This window comes from Pseudomonas sp. LPH60 (assembly GCF_030718165.1).
GTDB classification, from domain to species: Bacteria; Pseudomonadota; Gammaproteobacteria; order Pseudomonadales; family Pseudomonadaceae; genus Aquipseudomonas; species Aquipseudomonas danubii.
In genome coordinates this window covers 21,467-37,169 of record NZ_JAVAJH010000008.1, presented here as the reverse complement: position 1 = coordinate 37,169, position 15,703 = coordinate 21,467, and the positions used below count along the sequence as shown (strand labels likewise).

Annotated in this window: 11 protein-coding genes and 1 pseudogene; all 12 read right to left on the bottom strand. The window is 61.2% G+C overall.

Annotated elements, in window-relative coordinates:
- Positions 1–12 precede the first annotated feature (12 nt).
- The 12 genes and pseudogenes from Q8O96_RS25395 to Q8O96_RS25340 all read right to left on the bottom strand — a co-directional run bounded on the left by Q8O96_RS25395 (position 13) and on the right by Q8O96_RS25340 (position 15,678).
- Positions 13–1,029, bottom strand: a complete 1,017-nt coding sequence (locus tag Q8O96_RS25395) for a class I SAM-dependent rRNA methyltransferase (protein WP_305949685.1) — start codon at positions 1,027–1,029, stop codon at positions 13–15.
- A gap of 115 nt (positions 1,030–1,144) precedes the next feature.
- Positions 1,145–1,273: pseudogene (locus Q8O96_RS25390) on the bottom strand (acetyl-CoA C-acetyltransferase); the annotation flags it as partial.
- 44 nt (positions 1,274–1,317) lie between these two features.
- Positions 1,318–2,184 carry an oxygenase MpaB family protein gene (locus Q8O96_RS25385; RefSeq protein ID WP_115580954.1) on the bottom strand — a complete coding sequence of 289 codons (867 nt, stop codon included), beginning with the start codon at positions 2,182–2,184 and terminating at the stop codon, positions 1,318–1,320.
- Positions 2,185–2,235: 51 nt separating this feature from the next.
- Entirely contained in the window at positions 2,236–4,173 is a 1,938-nt protein-coding gene (acs, locus tag Q8O96_RS25380; RefSeq protein ID WP_305949684.1) for an acetate--CoA ligase, read from the bottom strand.
- 128 nt (positions 4,174–4,301) lie between these two features.
- Positions 4,302–5,966, bottom strand: coding sequence for a glucose-6-phosphate isomerase (gene pgi / locus Q8O96_RS25375; protein ID WP_102882229.1), 1,665 nt, complete (start codon positions 5,964–5,966; stop codon positions 4,302–4,304).
- A gap of 470 nt (positions 5,967–6,436) precedes the next feature.
- Entirely contained in the window at positions 6,437–7,297 is an 861-nt protein-coding gene (gene panC, locus Q8O96_RS25370) for a pantoate--beta-alanine ligase (RefSeq protein ID WP_102865485.1), read from the bottom strand.
- A complete protein-coding gene (gene panB, locus Q8O96_RS25365; protein ID WP_102865486.1) occupies positions 7,294–8,094 on the bottom strand; it encodes a 3-methyl-2-oxobutanoate hydroxymethyltransferase in 801 nt (266 codons plus the stop codon). The genes panC and panB overlap by 4 nt, the downstream gene beginning before the upstream one ends.
- A 394-nt stretch (positions 8,095–8,488) precedes the next feature.
- Positions 8,489–8,968 carry a 2-amino-4-hydroxy-6-hydroxymethyldihydropteridine diphosphokinase gene (gene folK, locus Q8O96_RS25360; protein ID WP_102865487.1) on the bottom strand — a complete coding sequence of 160 codons (480 nt, stop codon included), beginning with the start codon at positions 8,966–8,968 and terminating at the stop codon, positions 8,489–8,491.
- A gap of 3 nt (positions 8,969–8,971) precedes the next feature.
- Positions 8,972–10,369 (bottom strand): polynucleotide adenylyltransferase PcnB, encoded by a 1,398-nt coding sequence (locus Q8O96_RS25355; RefSeq protein ID WP_102865488.1) that lies wholly within the window; start codon positions 10,367–10,369, stop codon positions 8,972–8,974.
- A 744-nt stretch (positions 10,370–11,113) separates the two neighbouring features.
- Positions 11,114–12,541 (bottom strand): sigma-54 dependent transcriptional regulator, encoded by a 1,428-nt coding sequence (locus Q8O96_RS25350; protein WP_102865489.1) that lies wholly within the window; start codon positions 12,539–12,541, stop codon positions 11,114–11,116.
- Between the two features lie 22 nt (positions 12,542–12,563).
- Positions 12,564–15,518: a sensor histidine kinase gene (locus Q8O96_RS25345; RefSeq protein WP_162884092.1), complete on the bottom strand. Its 2,955-nt coding sequence runs from the start codon at positions 15,516–15,518 to the stop codon at positions 12,564–12,566.
- A complete protein-coding gene (locus Q8O96_RS25340) occupies positions 15,502–15,678 on the bottom strand; it encodes a hypothetical protein (protein WP_003176118.1) in 177 nt (58 codons plus the stop codon). Before Q8O96_RS25340 ends, Q8O96_RS25345 begins: the two co-directional genes overlap by 17 nt.
- Positions 15,679–15,703 lie beyond the last annotated feature (25 nt).

Genomic DNA, 15,703 nt, shown 5'->3' with positions numbered 1-15,703 from the left:
TTTTGCCCCTGATCAAAGTTGCAGGATCAGTGTTTTCAGCGGCGGTTGTCCGTCCTGGGAAGGGAAGTCCGCAGCAGGGGCAAGGACCTGGCAATCGCGTACTGGCCGCCCGGCTTTCTCGGCGCAGCGCAGCACTTGTTCTCGCCAGTCCTGCAACGACACCTTGGCCAGGTTGTTACAGCAGATCAGCACACCCTCTTCGGCAGTGGCCAGCAGCGCCGGCTTCAGCAGGCTCTGATAATCGCGCAGCAGGTCGACGGTGCCGAAGGCACTCTTGGCCCAGGCCGGAGGGTCCAGCAAGACCAGATCGTATTGGCGTTGTTCAAGACGCGGATAGCTGGGGAGCTTCTGTCCACGTCGCTGACTGATGGGCAGGCCCGCCAGTTGGCGGATTGCTGGGAAGTAGTCCGACTGCACGAACTGCATGCCGGGTAGCTGCGGGTTGAGCTGGCCGTTTTCCCGGCCTACCGCCAGGTTGCCTTCGGCGAAGTCCAGGTTGAGGACCTCCCGGGCGCCTCCGGCCGCAGCGCAGAGGCCGACACCGCAGGTATAGGCGAAGAGATTGAGCACGCTTTTCCCGGCGCTGTGCTGCTTGACCCAGCCGCGAGCGTTGCGCAGATCGAGAAACAGCAACGGGTCCTGCCCGGCATGACGGCCACGGACACGATAATTCAACCCCCATTCATGGCCGACCAGATCCTCCAGGGCACTGTCGTCGGCGCGGAATACCGAGTCTTCACGGTCGATACGCGAGTTGCCGCGGGAGCGATCGTTGTAGACCAGCAGGGTCGACAGGTTCAGCTGTTGATTGATGGTCTCGTGCAATTGCAGCAGGGCATCGCGTTCCAGCGTTTGGTGAAAGCTCTGTACCAGCAACTGCGGCCCATAACGGTCGACGGTCAGGCCACCGGCGCCTTCCTGGCTGCCGTGGAACAGGCGATAGCAGTCGGTGCCTTGCTGGTGCAGTTCGGCGAGCAGGTCTTGACGGTGATCGAGGGCGGCGCGCAGCGCCTGATTCAAGGAAGACATGCAGGGCGCCTTGGAGAAGAGGAATAAGGCGCCGCAGTTTACCAGCCTCCTGCCCGTTGTAGGAGCCAAGTGCTGGCGAAGGCGATCTCTCGGACTCTATGGCCAATGCCACGCCCTGGCCGCCGCTGATGATCACTTTGGCATCGCCGCAGCCAATGGCCTGGGCGCTCAAGTGCAAGGCCTTGAGGGCAGAGCCGCAGACTTTGTTCAGGATCATGTTGGGTACGGCGTGGGGCTGGTCGGCCAATTGCGAACTGTCCGGGCGTGTTGTGCATGAGCGGTCTTCTTCTAAAGACCCATGCGTCGTTTCGCTCGATGCACCGAACTGTCCCGCACCGCCCAGCGCAGCATCGGCGTACTGCGTTTGACGCTGGCTCGAATCAGCTGGCGTTGCAGCGGGTTCTGATTGACGTCAAGCATGGAGCTGGCCCAGTCCGGCAGCAGGTCGATACCGGCCTGCATCATCAATGAGCCAAAAGGTTTGGCCAGGCGACTGGGAGCTGGAGCCGCCTGTAGCAGGCGCAGAACCTCGCGACTGCGATCGTCGCACAGCAGTTGCGGACGCATGGCCTGCAGGTAGTCGGCCACCGCCCGCCGCGAGCGGGGCACATCCCGGGCGCCGAGACGTTCGGCGATCAGCGCGATCTCGTTGTAGTAGCGGTCCTGGTCTGCCCCTGACAGGCGAGGGTTGAGGTAACGCAGGTGGGCGGCGAGAAAGTTGCTGACTTCCGCCACATGCACCCAGGTCAGCAGGTCTGGATCGCTGGCGGCGTAAGGACGGCCGTCAGGAGCGGTGCCCACGATATGCAGGTGAATAGTACGTACTTTTTCGATCAGCCATTCGGCGTCCTGACGGGAGCCGAAGGTGGTGCCGGAAATGAACTGGCCGGTGCGGCGCAGGCGGCCGATCATGTCCTGGCGAAAGTTCGAGTGGTCCCAGACCCCGGCCAGGGCCAGGGGGTGCAGGGCTTGCATCAGCAAGGCACTGATGCCGCCGATCAGCATGCTGCTGAAGTCGGCGTGTACCTGCCAACTGACCGAGCCCGGCCCGAACAGACCGGGGTCGCCCTTGGGATGCTCCAGGTCGAGTTGCCCCAGGGAGAGGCCAGACAAGCTCATGACTTGGCTTTCGATACGGCTGCGAATGAATTCCATGACAGCTCGGTGCGGGTAGTGAAAAAAGGCGCGGCCGTGGCCGCGCCGGTTTCAAGCGTTCAGGCGCTTGTCGATCAGGCCTTCCACCACACTGGGGTCCGCCAGGGTCGAGGTATCCCCCAAGGTCTCCAGTTCGTTGCAGGCGATCTTGCGCAGGATACGCCGCATGATCTTGCCCGAGCGAGTTTTCGGCAGGGCCGGGGCCCACTGGATCAGCTCCGGTTTGGCAAAGCTGCCGATTTCACGGCTGACCAGGGCCAGCAGTTGCTTTTTCAGTTCCTCGTCGGGTTCGATGCCTTGCATGGGCGTGACAAAGGCATAGATCCCCTGGCCCTTGAGGTCGTGGGGGTAACCGACCACGGCGGCCTCGGCGATGTCGTCGTGAAGCACCAGGGCGCTTTCCACTTCGGCGGTGCCGATGCGGTGCCCGGAGACGTTGATCACGTCGTCGATGCGTCCGGTGATCCAATAGCTGCCGTCCTCGTCCCGGCGCGCGCCGTCACCGGTGAAGTAGTAGCCGGGGTAAGGCGCGAAGTAGGTTTCGATCATGCGCTTGGGATCGCCGTAGACGCTGCGTATCTGTGCCGGCCAACTGGCCTTGATCGCCAGGATGCCGCTGCCGGCACCTTGGATTTCCTTGCCCTGGTCGTCCAGCAACACCGGTAGTACACCGAACATCGGCGTCGAGGCGCAGCCGGGTTTGACCTGTCGGGCGCTGACCAGGGGGCTGAGCATGATGCCGCCGGTCTCGGTCTGCCACCAGGTATCGACAATCGGGCAGCGCTGCTCGCCCACGACATTGAAATACCACTCCCAGGCTTCCGGGTTGATCGGTTCGCCAACACTGCCCAGGAGCCGCAGGCTGCTGCGGGAGGTGCGTTGCACGGGGTCGTTGCCTTCGCGCATCAGGGCCCGCAGGGCGGTGGGGGCGGTGTAGAAGATGTTCACCTGGTGCTTGTCCACCACCTCCCAGAAACGCGAGGTGCTGGGGTAGTTGGGCACGCCTTCGAAGATCAGCGTGGTGGCACCGTTGGCCAAGGGGCCGTAGAGGATATAGCTGTGGCCGGTGACCCAGCCGACGTCGGCGGTGCACCAGAAGACCTCGCCGTCGCGGTAGTCCAGTACGTACTTGAAGGTCATGGCGGCCTGTAGCAGGTAGCCGCCGGTGGTATGCAGAACGCCTTTGGGTTTGCCGGTGCTGCCGGAGGTATAGAGGATGAACAGCGGGTCTTCGGCGTCCATCGGCTCGGGGGCGCACTGGTCGCTGGCCGCGGCTACGGCCTGCTGGTAGTGAATGTCGCGGCCCTCCACCCAGTTCACCGGGTGACGGGTGCGCTCGACCACCATCACGCTGCTGACGTCCGGGCAACTGAGCAGGGCCTTGTCGACGTTGCTCTTGAGGGGAATCTGTTTGCCGCCGCGCACGCCTTCGTCGGCGGTGATCAGGGTGCGGCAGTCGGCGTTGAGAATCCGGTCGCGCAGGGCCTCCGGGGAGAAGCCGCCGAACACCACCGAATGCACGGCACCGATCCGGGTGCAGGCGAGCATGGCGTAGGCCACTTCGGGAATCATCGGCATGTAGATGCACACCCGGTCGCCTTTTTTCACGCCACGGCTTTTCAGCACGTTGGCCAGGCGGCAGACATGCCCGTGAAGTTCTTTGTAGGTGATGCGCTGTGAGTCGGCGGGGTTATCGCCTTCCCAGATGATGGCTGCCTGATCGCCGCGTTTTTCCAGATGACGATCAATGCAGTTGTAGCTGACGTTGAGTTGGCCGCCACGGAACCAGCTGGCCTCGCCGGTGCGCATGTCGTGGCTGTGCACGCTGTCCCAGGGGCTGCTCCAGTGCAGGAAACGCTTGGCCTGCTCGGCCCAGAACACATCTGGCTGCTCAATGGATTGGCGGTAGAGGTGGTGGTAGTCGTCCTGACTCATTTGCGCCGCCCGGCGGACGGCATCGGCTTTCGGAAAAGTGCTGATATCGAACATGACGGTTCCTTATTCTTGTTTTGCGACAAGCCATAAGGGTGCGCACAAGTGTCAGGAAGGTTCAAGGGGGGGAGGGCCGGGGCCCGGACGGGAGCCGACGTGGCGGCTCCCGGGACAGAGAAGGTTGATCAGCCGCGGTGACGGCCGCGGAAGTAGTTGATCAGGCCTTGGGTCGAAGCATCGTCGGCCAGGGTTTCGTCGCTACCGACCAGACGGTTGTAGACGCCTTTGCCCAGTTCCTTGCCCAGCTCCACGCCCCACTGGTCGAAGGCGTTGATACCCCAGACCACGCTTTGCACGAAGACCTTGTGTTCGTACAGCGCTACCAGGGCGCCCAGGCGCCGCGGGCTGATGCGTTCCACCACCAGGGTGTTGCTCGGACGGTTGCCGGGAATCACCTTGTGCGGCGCGAGTTTTGCCACATCGGCTTCGCTCATGCCTTTCTCGCGCAGTTCGCTCTCGGCTTCGGCGCGGGTCTTGCCCAGCATCAGCGCCTGGCTCTGGGACAGGCAGTTGGCGTACAGCCACTGGTGGTGGTCAGCCACCGGATTGAAGCTAACGATCGGCACGATGAAGTCGGCCGGAATCAGCTGGGTGCCCTGGTGCAGCAACTGGTGATAGGCGTGCTGACCGTTGCAGCCTACGCCGCCCCAGATCACCGGGCCGGTATCGGTGGCCACCGGGGTACCGTCCTGGCGCACGCTCTTGCCGTTGGATTCCATGTCCAACTGCTGCAAGTGCTTGGTGATGTTGCGCAGGTAGTGATCGTACGGCAGGATCGCGTGACTTTGCGCTCCCCAGAAGTTGCCGTACCACACTCCCAGCAAGGCCAGCAGTACCGGCATGTTCTGCTCGAACGGTGCGCTTTGGAAGTGCTGGTCCATGGTGTAGGCACCGGACAGCAGTTCCTTGAAGTTGGACATGCCGATGGCCAGTGCGATCGGCAAGCCGATGGCGGACCACAGCGAGTAGCGTCCACCGACCCAGTCCCACATTGGGAAGATGTTCTCTTCACGAATGCCGAAGGCCACGGCGGCCGCATTGTTGCTCGATACGGCGATGAAGTGGCGGTGCAATTCGGCTTCGGAGCCGCCCTGGGCCAGGTACCAGGCTCGCGCCGCCTGAGCGTTCTTCAGGGTTTCGAGGGTGTTGAATGACTTTGAAGAAACGATGAATAGCGTGGTTTCTGCACGGATTTTCGCCGAAAGCTCATGGAACTCGCTACCGTCGATATTGGCCAGGTAGTGACAGCGCACGCCTTTCTGGGCATAGGACAACAGCGCCTCGGACACCAGCTCCGGGCCGAGGAACGACCCACCGATACCGATGTTGACCACGTCGGTGATGGGTTTCTCGGTGTAGCCGCGCCACAGGCCGTCGTGGATGCGCCCGACCAGCTCGGTGATCTGGTTCAGTACCTTGTGTACTTCCGGCATCACGTTGACGCCATTGACCGACAGCTTGTCGCCCACTGGACGGCGTAGTGCAGTGTGCAGCGCCGGACGGCCTTCGGAGGCGTTGACCAGCTCACCGGTCACCATGGACTTGATGGCATCGGCCAGACCGACTTCCTTGGCCAGATTCACCAGCAGATCGCGGGTCTGGCTGGTGATCAGGTTTTTCGAGTAGTCGAGAAACAGTCCGCAGCTGCTCAGGGTAAATTGGTTGAAGCGCTGTGGATCGGTATTGAACGCCTCGCGCATGCTGAAATCCTGCATGGCTTGGCGGTGGTCTTTCAACGCTTGCCAGGCGGGCAGAGCGGTAACGTCGTGAGGAGTGCGGTAGTACGCCATCGCTGCGGTTTTCCTTTTGCTTGAACTGCCTTTTTGGACACTGAGAAGCCCGGAACGTCCTGCGCGGTCTCAAGGACCTCGTTCCTTCAGTCCTGTGCTGATTCGATTAATCACCCAGGGCGATAACAGTAACTCCAGCGTGCTGTTCTGTCTTGGCTTTGTGCGCCTTGTGGCCGGTACTATTTTGTACTGGCGGGGCCAATCAGGGCTGCATGGGGGCTTTCAGCGGGAATAAACGGGGTTGGAATCGGCTGGCTTCAACGGGGACCCCATGGTTTCGTGGCTCCGCTCGTTGCCGGGGGCATCTACCGCCTGCGTGGTCTGACACTGAGCAGATCGCTTTCACCCTGGGCAAGATGGCACGCATAGGAAATTCCTGGGTCGGATCCTCGAACAGGACCTGCAGTATCAGCTGCAGGCCCCAGCCGGCGGCAGTTTGCCCGAAGGTTGGCGTTCGGGCAATCAGGCGGTCATGCCGGCGTGTCGAGGTCCAGATGCAGGTTGTCGATCAAGCGTGTTGCGCCCAGATAAGCCGCCACCAGAATCACCAGGTCACGGTCTTCGGCAGTGGCGGGACGCAGGTTTTTCGCGTGACGGATTTCCAGGTAGTCCCGTCGCAGGCCGGCCGCCTCGAGCTGCTGCTGTTGCTCGGCCAGTAGCCTCGGATAGTCACGCTCGCCATCCCGAATGGCCTGAGCGATTTGGCTCAGACTGCGGTACAGCACGGGGGCGATGGCGCGCTGCTCTGCGCTCAAGTAGCCATTGCGCGAAGACAGGGCCAGGCCGTCGGTGGCCCTCACCGTTGGCTCGCCGATGATCTGGATCGGCATGTTCAGGTCATGCACCAGGGCACGAATGACCGCCAACTGCTGGTAGTCCTTCTGGCCGAACACGGCAAGGTCCGGCTGGACCATGTTGAACAGCTTGCTGACCACCGTGGCCACGCCTTCGAAATGACCAGGGCGGCTGGCGCCGCACAGGCCTTCGGAGAGCTGTGGCACGCTGACCCGGGTCTGTCCAGCCATGCCGTCGGGGTACATCTCTTCGACGCTGGGGGCGAACAGTAGATGGCAGCCGGCTTCGAGCAGTTTCTCCTGGTCGGCGGCCAGGGTCCGCGGATACTTGTCGAGGTCTTCGCCGGCGCCGAACTGCAGCGGGTTGACGAAGATACTGGCCACCACGAAATCCACTCGCTGGGCGGCCTTGGCCACCAGGGCGGCGTGACCGCTGTGCAGGTTGCCCATAGTGGGGACGAAGCCGATTCGCTTGCCTTCGCTGCGGGCACGGGCGACCGCAGCGCGCAACTCGCGCACGGTTTTGACTGTATTCATGCAGAGAACCCGTGTTCGGCGCCTGGGAAGGTAACGGCCTTGACCGCTTCGACATAGGCACTCAACGCCGCCTGGATGCTGTCTTTGCCGGCCATGAAGTTCTTCACGAACTTGGGCGAGCGACCGCTCAGAGACAGGCCCAGCATGTCGTGGAGCACCAGCACCTGGCCGTCGGTGGCGCTGCCGGCACCGATGCCAATCACCGGGATTTTCACCGCTTGAGTGATTTCCGCCGCCAGCTCGCTGGGCACGCATTCCAGCAGCAACATGGCGGCACCGGCCTGCTCCAGGGCAATGGCATCGGCCCGCATCTGCCGCGCCTGGCTCTCGTTGCGCCCCTGGACCTTGTAGCCGCCCAGCACATTCACTGTTTGTGGGGTCAGCCCCATGTGTACGCAGACCGGAACGCCGCGTTCGTTCAGCAGGCGAACCGATTCGGCCAGCCAGGCGGCACCTTCGATCTTGACCATGTGCGCCCCGGCCTGCATCAACTGGGCCGAGCTGCTCAGGGCCTGTTCGGGGGTGGCATAGGACATGAAGGGCAGGTCGGCGAGGATCAACGCGCCGTTGTTGCCGCGTTTGACCGCCGCGACGTGATAGGCCATATCGGCGTTGCTCACGGGCAGTGTGCTGTCGTGCCCTTGCAACACCATGCCCAGGGAGTCGCCTACCAGCAGGACTTCGACGCCGGCTTCACAGCAGGTGTGGGCGAAGGTGGCGTCATAGCAGGTCAGCATGGTGATCTTTTCACCTTTCTGCTTGAGGCTTTGCAGGGTGGTCAGAGTGATGTCTGGCATGAAAAGGGGTCCTCATTTCAGGCGCTTTGGAAACTACTGCGAGTAACGCGCGTGATTCTTCGTTATTCAGGCGCACGGTCTTTTGTCGTGCTTATACAGCCTGGTTCCAAGCGATTTGAAAGCGGTACCGGGATCGCGCTGGTGGCGTTGGACGCCTTATTCTGTGCCCAGAAGGGGCTGTGTACCAGCGGGTGCCACCGCCGTTGCACAAGCGCCTTGGCCTAGCGTTTCCTGGGGTCGCCGCGAACAAGCCTCGCTTGAATTGCGCCCTTTAACGCCGGGATGGCGGCAACGGGACGCCTATAGTCGTGATGAGGACTCTGGAAGTCAATTAGATGTGTTACCGCCTTGTTACGCCGGGAGTGTTACCGCCGTTACTGATGCGTTTCAGCGGTTATTTCAGCCGTTCCAGGCCGACAAATGGACAGGCGTCGAGCAGCTCCTGCAGGGTACGTCCGTCGGCCAGTTGCAATTCAGAGGGGGCCAGTTCCGCCAGGGGATAGAGGACAAAGGGGCGGGCCTGCATATGGTAATGAGGGACTTTGAGGCGCGGTTCGTCAATCAGGCGGTCGCCGAACAGGAGGATGTCCAGGTCCAGGGTGCGAGGGCCCCAGCGTTCATGACGTTCTCGGCCTTGCTGGTTTTCGATGGCCTGCAGCGCATCAAGCAGTGCCAAGGGCTCCAGGTCACTGTCCAGCGCCGCCACGGCATTGGTGTAGCGCGGCTGGCCGGGCAGCAGGGAATCGCTTTGATAGAAGGCCGACACGCCGTGGAAGTGGCTTGCGGGCAACTGCGCCAAGGCCTCGAGTGCGCTGCGCAGTTGTTCTTCAGGGGCAGCCAGATTGCTGCCCATGCCAATGTAGATGCGTTCCATCCATTACTCGCCTGAAGCGCTGGAGCTGCCTGCACGCTTGCGTTTGGCACCGCTGCTGCGCCGACGTTTGCGTGGTGCGCCGCTGGCGTCTTCCTTGCCGCTCAGGTCGCGGATCATGTCGCGGCGTTCGGAGTCATTGGCGTCCTGGTAGTCGGTCCACCATTCACCCAGGCCGTCAGTCTGCTCACCTGCGCTTTCACGCAGCAGCAGGAAGTCGTAGCCGGCACGGAAGCGCGGGTTGTCCAGCAACTGGTCGGCGCGCTTGCCGCTGCGCCGTGGCAGCCGTTCCTGCATGTCCCAGATTTCGCGGATCGGCATGGTGAAGCGCTTGGGAATGGCAATGCGTTGGCACTGTTCGGCGATCAGTTCGTGGGCCGCTTCCTGCATGGCCGGGATTGGCGGCATGCCGCGCTCCTGCAGGCGCAGGACCCGGGCGGGCAGGGCCGGCCAGAGCAGGGCGGCGAACAGGAAGGCCGGAGTCACGGGCTTGTTCTGCTTGATTCGCAAATCAGTGTTGATCAAGGCTTCACTGATCAATGTATGGGTGTAGGTCGGGTTGTATTCCAGGGCTTCGGCGCTGGCTGGGAACAATGGATCGAAAAGTTGCAGGTCCACCAGCATTTCGAAGGTGTCGGCCGCATAGCCGGAGAGGAACAGCTTGAGCACTTCTTCGAACAGACGTGCGGAAGGGATTTCCCGCAGCATGGGAGCCAGTTCGCGGATCGGCGTTGCGGTGTGCTTTTCGATACCGAAGTTGAGTTTTGCCGCGAATCGCACGGCACGCAGCATCCGCACCGGGTCTTCCTGGTAGCGCTGCCGAGGGTCGCCGATGAGGCGGATCAGATTGTTGCGAATGTCGTGTACGCCATTGGCGTAATCGAGGATGCGTTCGCTGACCGGGTCGTAATACAGGGCGTTGATGGTGAAGTCGCGGCGTTGCGCGTCTTCTTCAAGGGTGCCGTAGACGTTATCCCGCAGAATTCGCCCGCTTTCGTTACGGGAGGATTGATTGCTGTCTTCCTCATCGTCGTTCTGCGGGTGGTTGGCGCGGAAAGTCGCGACCTCGATGATTTCGCGGCCGAAGTGGATATGCACCAGTTTGAAACGACGGCCAATGATCCGTGCGTTACGAAACTCGGCCTTGACCTGCTCCGGTGTAGCGCTGGTGGCGACGTCGAAATCCTTCGGGGTGATGTTGAGCAGCATGTCGCGCACGCAGCCACCCACCAGATACGCCTGGTAGCCGGCGTTCTGCAGGCGTTCGACGATATTTACCGCATACCGGCTGAACTGGGCACGTTGCAGCGAATGTTGGCTGCTATTGAGCACTTCAGGGGTGCTGCGTTTATGTTGCGTACGACGCAAGGGAGAACGGAATGACTGGAACAGCTTCTTCAGCATGGGATGCACTGTTTGAAGGAATGTTCGGCCAAAACGAAGAATGACCGCATGATGGGCGGGGATTCTAGCATTTAGTCGAAGGATGGTGTAGGAAGCTGCCGCGACTTGTGCAGGCCTGCGCAAAGGTGCGATCTAGCAGGGCTGGCGTAGGTTTTTTTGGGGGAAATGCGAATTCTGGAAACCACAAGGGGAGCCGAAGCTCCCCCAGAATAGTTGCGTGCTCTATTTTTATTATTGGTTTCGGGCTTCTTGTTTTTGTTAAACGCCCTTGTCACTGAGGTTATCCAGAGTGACCCTCCCAATCGGGAGCCAAGAGCAAACGGATTGCTTTGATCGCTGAGTTGCAATGACCTTTCGATCCAACCAGTTCAGGCTCTGCCTTAGGGCAGTTTTTGTTGTTCTCGGCCTGGTTGTGGGGCATGCCCCAAATACAACGCCTCTCCAAAAGAATCAGTTAGCTGCGCCTCCGCCGTGTTGTTTTTATTATGCGTGAGTCGATTCGTCTTATTTTTATTGTCTTGTGCATTGCTTGTTATTGTTCTTGTGCTAGACATATAGCAGTTGCCGTGCCAACTTTTGCGATCCCCAGTAAAACAAGGGGTTAGGCGTGCCGGGTGGTGTTTTTCAGGCCAAAAAAAACCGGGGCTTCGTTACCTTTAGCCCCGGCTTTTGTTACGTCCAATTACACAGGTAACAGTTTTTTTCACAAAGTCGAGTGTTACCCACACTCGGGTCAGCCTGGGTTCAGCTTTCGCTGGCTACCCCGCTTTTGCGCCGCGGGATGCCCAGGCGCTGGCGACGTTCCCAAAGGCATTTGCGGCTGACGCCCAGTTTGCGTGCCAATTCGGTCTCGGTCATGTGGTCCTGGTGTTCGAGGACAAAGTGCTGGAAGTAGTCTTCCAGGGACAGATCCTCGGTGGGCTCGTGACTGGTGTTGCCCTGTTGCGCTGGCAGGCCGACGAAGTCATCGTCTTCGAGGTCGCTCAGCTCGATATCAATCCCCAGCAGGTCAGCGGAGATTTCCGGGCTTTCGCACAGGATTACCGCGCGCTCTACAGCGTTTTCCAGTTCACGCACGTTTCCTGGCCAGGAATAATGGCGAATAGCCTGTTCGGCGTCGGCGGCGAACTTCAGGTCCGAGCGGCCTATGCGTGCGCTCTGGCGGGCGAGGAAGGCATTGGCGATTTCAATGACGTCGGCGCCGCGCTCGCGCAAGGCGGGCAGTTTCAGGGCAATCACGTGCAGGCGGTAATACAGGTCCTCACGGAACTGGCCGATTTTCGAGAGGCTTTTCAAGTCGCGGTGAGTCGCTGCAATCAGGCGGACATCGACTTTTTGCGACTGCACGGACCCCACGCGACGGATCTCGCCTTCCTGCAGAACCCGCAGCAGGCGCGCCTGGGCCTCCAGTGGCAGCTCCCCGATTTCGTCGAGGAACAGTGTTCCGCCGTCCGCCGCTTCCACCAAGCCTGCACGCCCGGCGCTGGCGCCGGTGAACGCGCCTTTCTCATGGCCGAACAATTCGGACTCGATCAGGGTTTCCGGAATGGCCGCGCAGTTCACCGAGATCATGGGGGCCTTGGCCCGCTTGGAGAGGTTGTGCAGTGCCCGGGCCACCAGTTCCTTGCCGGTACCGGACTCGCCCTGGATCAGGACATTCGAATCTGTTGGCGCCACCTTGCGGATCTTGCTGTACATGTCCTGCATGGGCGGGCAGGAACCGATGATGCCGATTTCGCCGTTGTGGTTGCTGGCGCCGGCCTTGTCCGCAACGCTCCCCGTCTTGGTGGCTGGACGATCTGCCGGTGCGTTCTCGGCGCTTTGTCGGTCGCGGAGAATCCGGGCCACGGCCTGGAGCATTTCATCGTGGTCGAAAGGTTTGGCGATGTAGTCCACCGCACCCATTTTCATTGAGTCCACAGCCGAGCGCAGGCTGGCGTAACTGGTCATGATCAGTACAGGAGTGCCCTGGCCGAGCTTGATCAGTTCGGTGCCGGGGGCGCCAGGCAAGCGCAGGTCGCTGACAATCAGGTCGAATGTGGGAATGCTGAAGCGTTCCTGGGCTTCCTGCACCGAGCCGGCTTCGCTGACCTGGTACTGGTTGCGTTCCAGCAGGCGGCGAAGGGCGGAGCGGATAATGGTTTCGTCTTCGACGATCAGAATATGCGGCATTGATTCAATTCTCTCGACGGTCTCAGTTCACAGCGGACGTCGCTTCGACATGACGCGGTAAGGTCACCCGAATACGGGTGCCGCGTTGGCTTTGTGGATCGGCCGGGCTGTCGATGGTGATTTGTCCATAATGCTCTTCAACGATGGAATAGACCAGTGCAAGGCCCAGTCCGGTACCTTCCCCAGGGTCCTTGGTGGTGAAAAACGGTTCGAACAATCGGTCCATGATGTTCTTGGGAATGCCGCTGCCTTCGTCTTCCACGATCAGATCGACCGTGTGTTCGAAAGCCTCGCTCTTGACGCGTACCGCGCTGCCGGGAGGAGAGGCGTCGCGGGCGTTGGACAGGAGGTTGATCAGTACCTGCGCCAGCCGCTGCGGATCACCATCGACCCAGTGGTCGGGATCGCACAGATTGAAGAACTGCACTTCGAAATTGCGCCGGTTCAAGGCCAGGAGGCCAATGGCGTCCTGGGCAACTTCGGCCAGGCAGACGGCTTCGTCGTTGTGCTGATGGCTACCGGCGTGGGCAAAGCTCATCAGTGATTGGACGATGCGCGAAATGCGCTTGGTCTGCTCGAGGATCTGCTCACTGATTTCCGTCAGCTCACCGTCTTCCTCGCGCTCCTCCCGCAGATTCTGCGCCAGACAGGCGATGCCGGTGATCGGATTGCCGATCTCGTGAGCCACCCCGGCAGCGAGGCGTCCGATACTGGCCAGGCGTTCGGAGTGCACCAGCTTGTCTTCCAGGGTCTGGGTTTCGGTCAGGTCTTCCACCAGCAACACCAGGCCGCTGTTACCCGGAGCCAACGGCTCGTCGATGGCCGCCTTGTGCAGGTTCAGCCAGCGAGTCTGGCCGTCGAGGGCCAGATGCTGCTTGTGCAAGTGCTCGTCCGGCAAGTTGATAAAGCCCTGCAGCAGGTCTTTCCATGGATTGGTGATGGTGCTCAGGCGCGATCCCACCACATGCTGAGCGGGAATGCCGGTCAACTCCTCCATGGCCTTGTTCCACATGAGGATTTCCTGATCCTTGGCCAGGGAGCAGACGCCCATGGGCAGTTCCTGCAGGGTTTGTCGGTGGTAACGGCGCAGGGCATCGAGCTCGGCGGCCAGGCCGGTCAGGCGTGAGTGGTAGTCCTCAAGGCGGCTCTCGATGAAATGGATGTCTTCGGTGACATAGTTTTCTCCGCCGGCCTTGTAGGGCAAGAAGGTTTCCACCATGTCCTGGGCGACACTCGGTCCCATCAGGCCGGACAGGTTGGCCTCGATACGGTCACGCAGACGCCGCAAGGCATAGGGGCGGCGTTCGTCAAAAGGCAGATACAGGTCGCGCAGGGCCTGTTCCACTTCCTTTTGCGCGGCCTTGGCTCCCAGCGGCTTGGCCAGTTGGGTGGCGAACTCCTGGGGCGAGGCGGCATGCAGTTCCCGTCGTTGCGGGCGCCGCACGTTGTCCACGGCGCAGGCTTCGGCGGCGCTGGTTTCCTCGGTACTGGCGTTGGTGAACAGCGAAATCAGGGTGAACATCAGTACGTTGGCTGCCAGCGAGGCGATGGCCGCCATGTGCCAGCTCGTGTCGTCGAGGACGTAGATCATGTTCAGCAGCGGGATATAGAAACCCTGCAGGTTGCCGATCAGAGGCAGCAGCATGGTCACCAGCCAGACCAGGATCCCCGCCAGCAGCCCGGCAATGAAGCCCCGACGGTTGGCGGTCGGCCAGTACAACACCGAAAGCACGCCGGGAAGAAATTGCAGGGTAGCGACGAAGGCGACAATGCCCAGGTTGGCGAGGTCCTGTTCGGCTCCCAGCAGCAGGTAGAAGGCGTAGCCGGCCATGATGATGGCGACGATCAGGGCGCGACGGGTCCACTTCAGCCAGCGATAGATGTTGCCTTCTGCAGGGGGCTGGTAAAGCGGCAGCACCAGATGGTTCAGGGCCATCCCCGACAGGGCCAGCGTGGTGACGATGATCAGGCCGCTGGCGGCCGAGAGCCCGCCGACATAGGCCAGTAGCGCCAGGGCTGGGCTATTGGCGGCGATACCTATGCCCAGGGTGAAATATTCCGGATTGGTGGTGGCGCCGAGCTTGAGTCCGGCCCAGAGAATCAGCGGCACCGCCAGGCTCATCAGCAGCAGGAACAGCGGCAACCCCCAGCTGGCGCTGACCAGGGCTCGGGGGTTGAGGTTTTCGGTAAAGGTCATGTGGTACATGTGCGGCATGACGATCGCCGAGGCGAAGAACACCAGCAGCAGGGTGCGCCACGGGCCCTCTTGCAGTGGAGTGTGCAGCGCGGCGAGGGCGGTCTGGTTCTGCAGTAGCCAGAGTTCCAGCTGTTGCGGACCATCGAAGACCCCGTACAGCGCATATAGGCCGACGCCGCCGATGGCGATCAGCTTGATCACCGATTCGAAGGCAATGGCGAACACCAGGCCTTCATGTTTCTCCCGGGTAGCGATGTGCCGTGAACCGAAGAAAATCGTGAACAGGGTGATCAGCGCGCAGAAGCTCAGCGCTACTCGATGTTGCACCGGTTCATGGGTGAGGATGCCGATCGAGTCGGCCACTGCCTGGATCTGCAGGGCCAGCAAGGGCAGGACTCCTACCAGCATGAAGATGGTGGTCAGGGCGCCGGCCCAGGTGCTGCGGAAACGGAAGGCGAACAGGTCCGCCAGGGATGACAGTTGATAGGTGCGGGTGATCTTCAGGATCGGATAGAGCAGCACCGGCGCCAGCAGGAAGGCCCCGGACACCCCCAGGTAGCTGGAGAGGAACCCGTAGCCGTACTGATAGGCCAGGCCCACCGTGCCGTAGAAGGCCCAGGCGCTGGCATAGACCCCCAACGACAGGGTGTAGGTCAGCGGGTGGCGAATGATCGAGCGCGGAATCATGCCGCGCTCACTGATCCAGGCCACCCCGAACAGCACCAGCAAGTAGGCGGCGCTGATCAGGATCATCTGGGTCAGGCTAAAGCTCATCGGCATCTTTTTGGCTCTGCAGGATGAAGGTCACGACGATCAGAATCAGCCAGAGCAGATACGGGCGATACCAGGCGCCAGTAGCATCGATCCACCAATCCATGATGGCGGGGGAGAACAGATAGATCCCCACTACCAGGAGCAGGACCAAGCGATAGATGTACATCTCGGCCTCTCTTTATTGTGTGCGT

Excerpts from the sequence above, each read along its gene's own strand:
- Q8O96_RS25395 (WP_305949685.1), bottom strand. The coding sequence starts at position 1,029 with ATGTCTTCCTTGAATCAGGCGCTGCGCGCCGCCCTCGATCACCGTCAA.
- Q8O96_RS25385 (WP_115580954.1), bottom strand. The coding sequence starts at position 2,184 with ATGGAATTCATTCGCAGCCGTATCGAAAGCCAAGTCATGAGCTTGTCT.
- acs (WP_305949684.1), bottom strand. The coding sequence starts at position 4,173 with ATGTTCGATATCAGCACTTTTCCGAAAGCCGATGCCGTCCGCCGGGCG.
- pgi (WP_102882229.1), bottom strand. The coding sequence starts at position 5,966 with ATGGCGTACTACCGCACTCCTCACGACGTTACCGCTCTGCCCGCCTGG.
- panC (WP_102865485.1), bottom strand. The coding sequence starts at position 7,297 with ATGAATACAGTCAAAACCGTGCGCGAGTTGCGCGCTGCGGTCGCCCGT.
- panB (WP_102865486.1), bottom strand. The coding sequence starts at position 8,094 with ATGCCAGACATCACTCTGACCACCCTGCAAAGCCTCAAGCAGAAAGGT.
- folK (WP_102865487.1), bottom strand. The coding sequence starts at position 8,968 with ATGGAACGCATCTACATTGGCATGGGCAGCAATCTGGCTGCCCCTGAA.
- Q8O96_RS25355 (WP_102865488.1), bottom strand. The coding sequence starts at position 10,369 with ATGCTGAAGAAGCTGTTCCAGTCATTCCGTTCTCCCTTGCGTCGTACG.
- Q8O96_RS25350 (WP_102865489.1), bottom strand. The coding sequence starts at position 12,541 with ATGCCGCATATTCTGATCGTCGAAGACGAAACCATTATCCGCTCCGCC.
- Q8O96_RS25345 (WP_162884092.1), bottom strand. The coding sequence starts at position 15,518 with ATGCCGATGAGCTTTAGCCTGACCCAGATGATCCTGATCAGCGCCGCC.
- Q8O96_RS25340 (WP_003176118.1), bottom strand. The coding sequence starts at position 15,678 with ATGTACATCTATCGCTTGGTCCTGCTCCTGGTAGTGGGGATCTATCTG.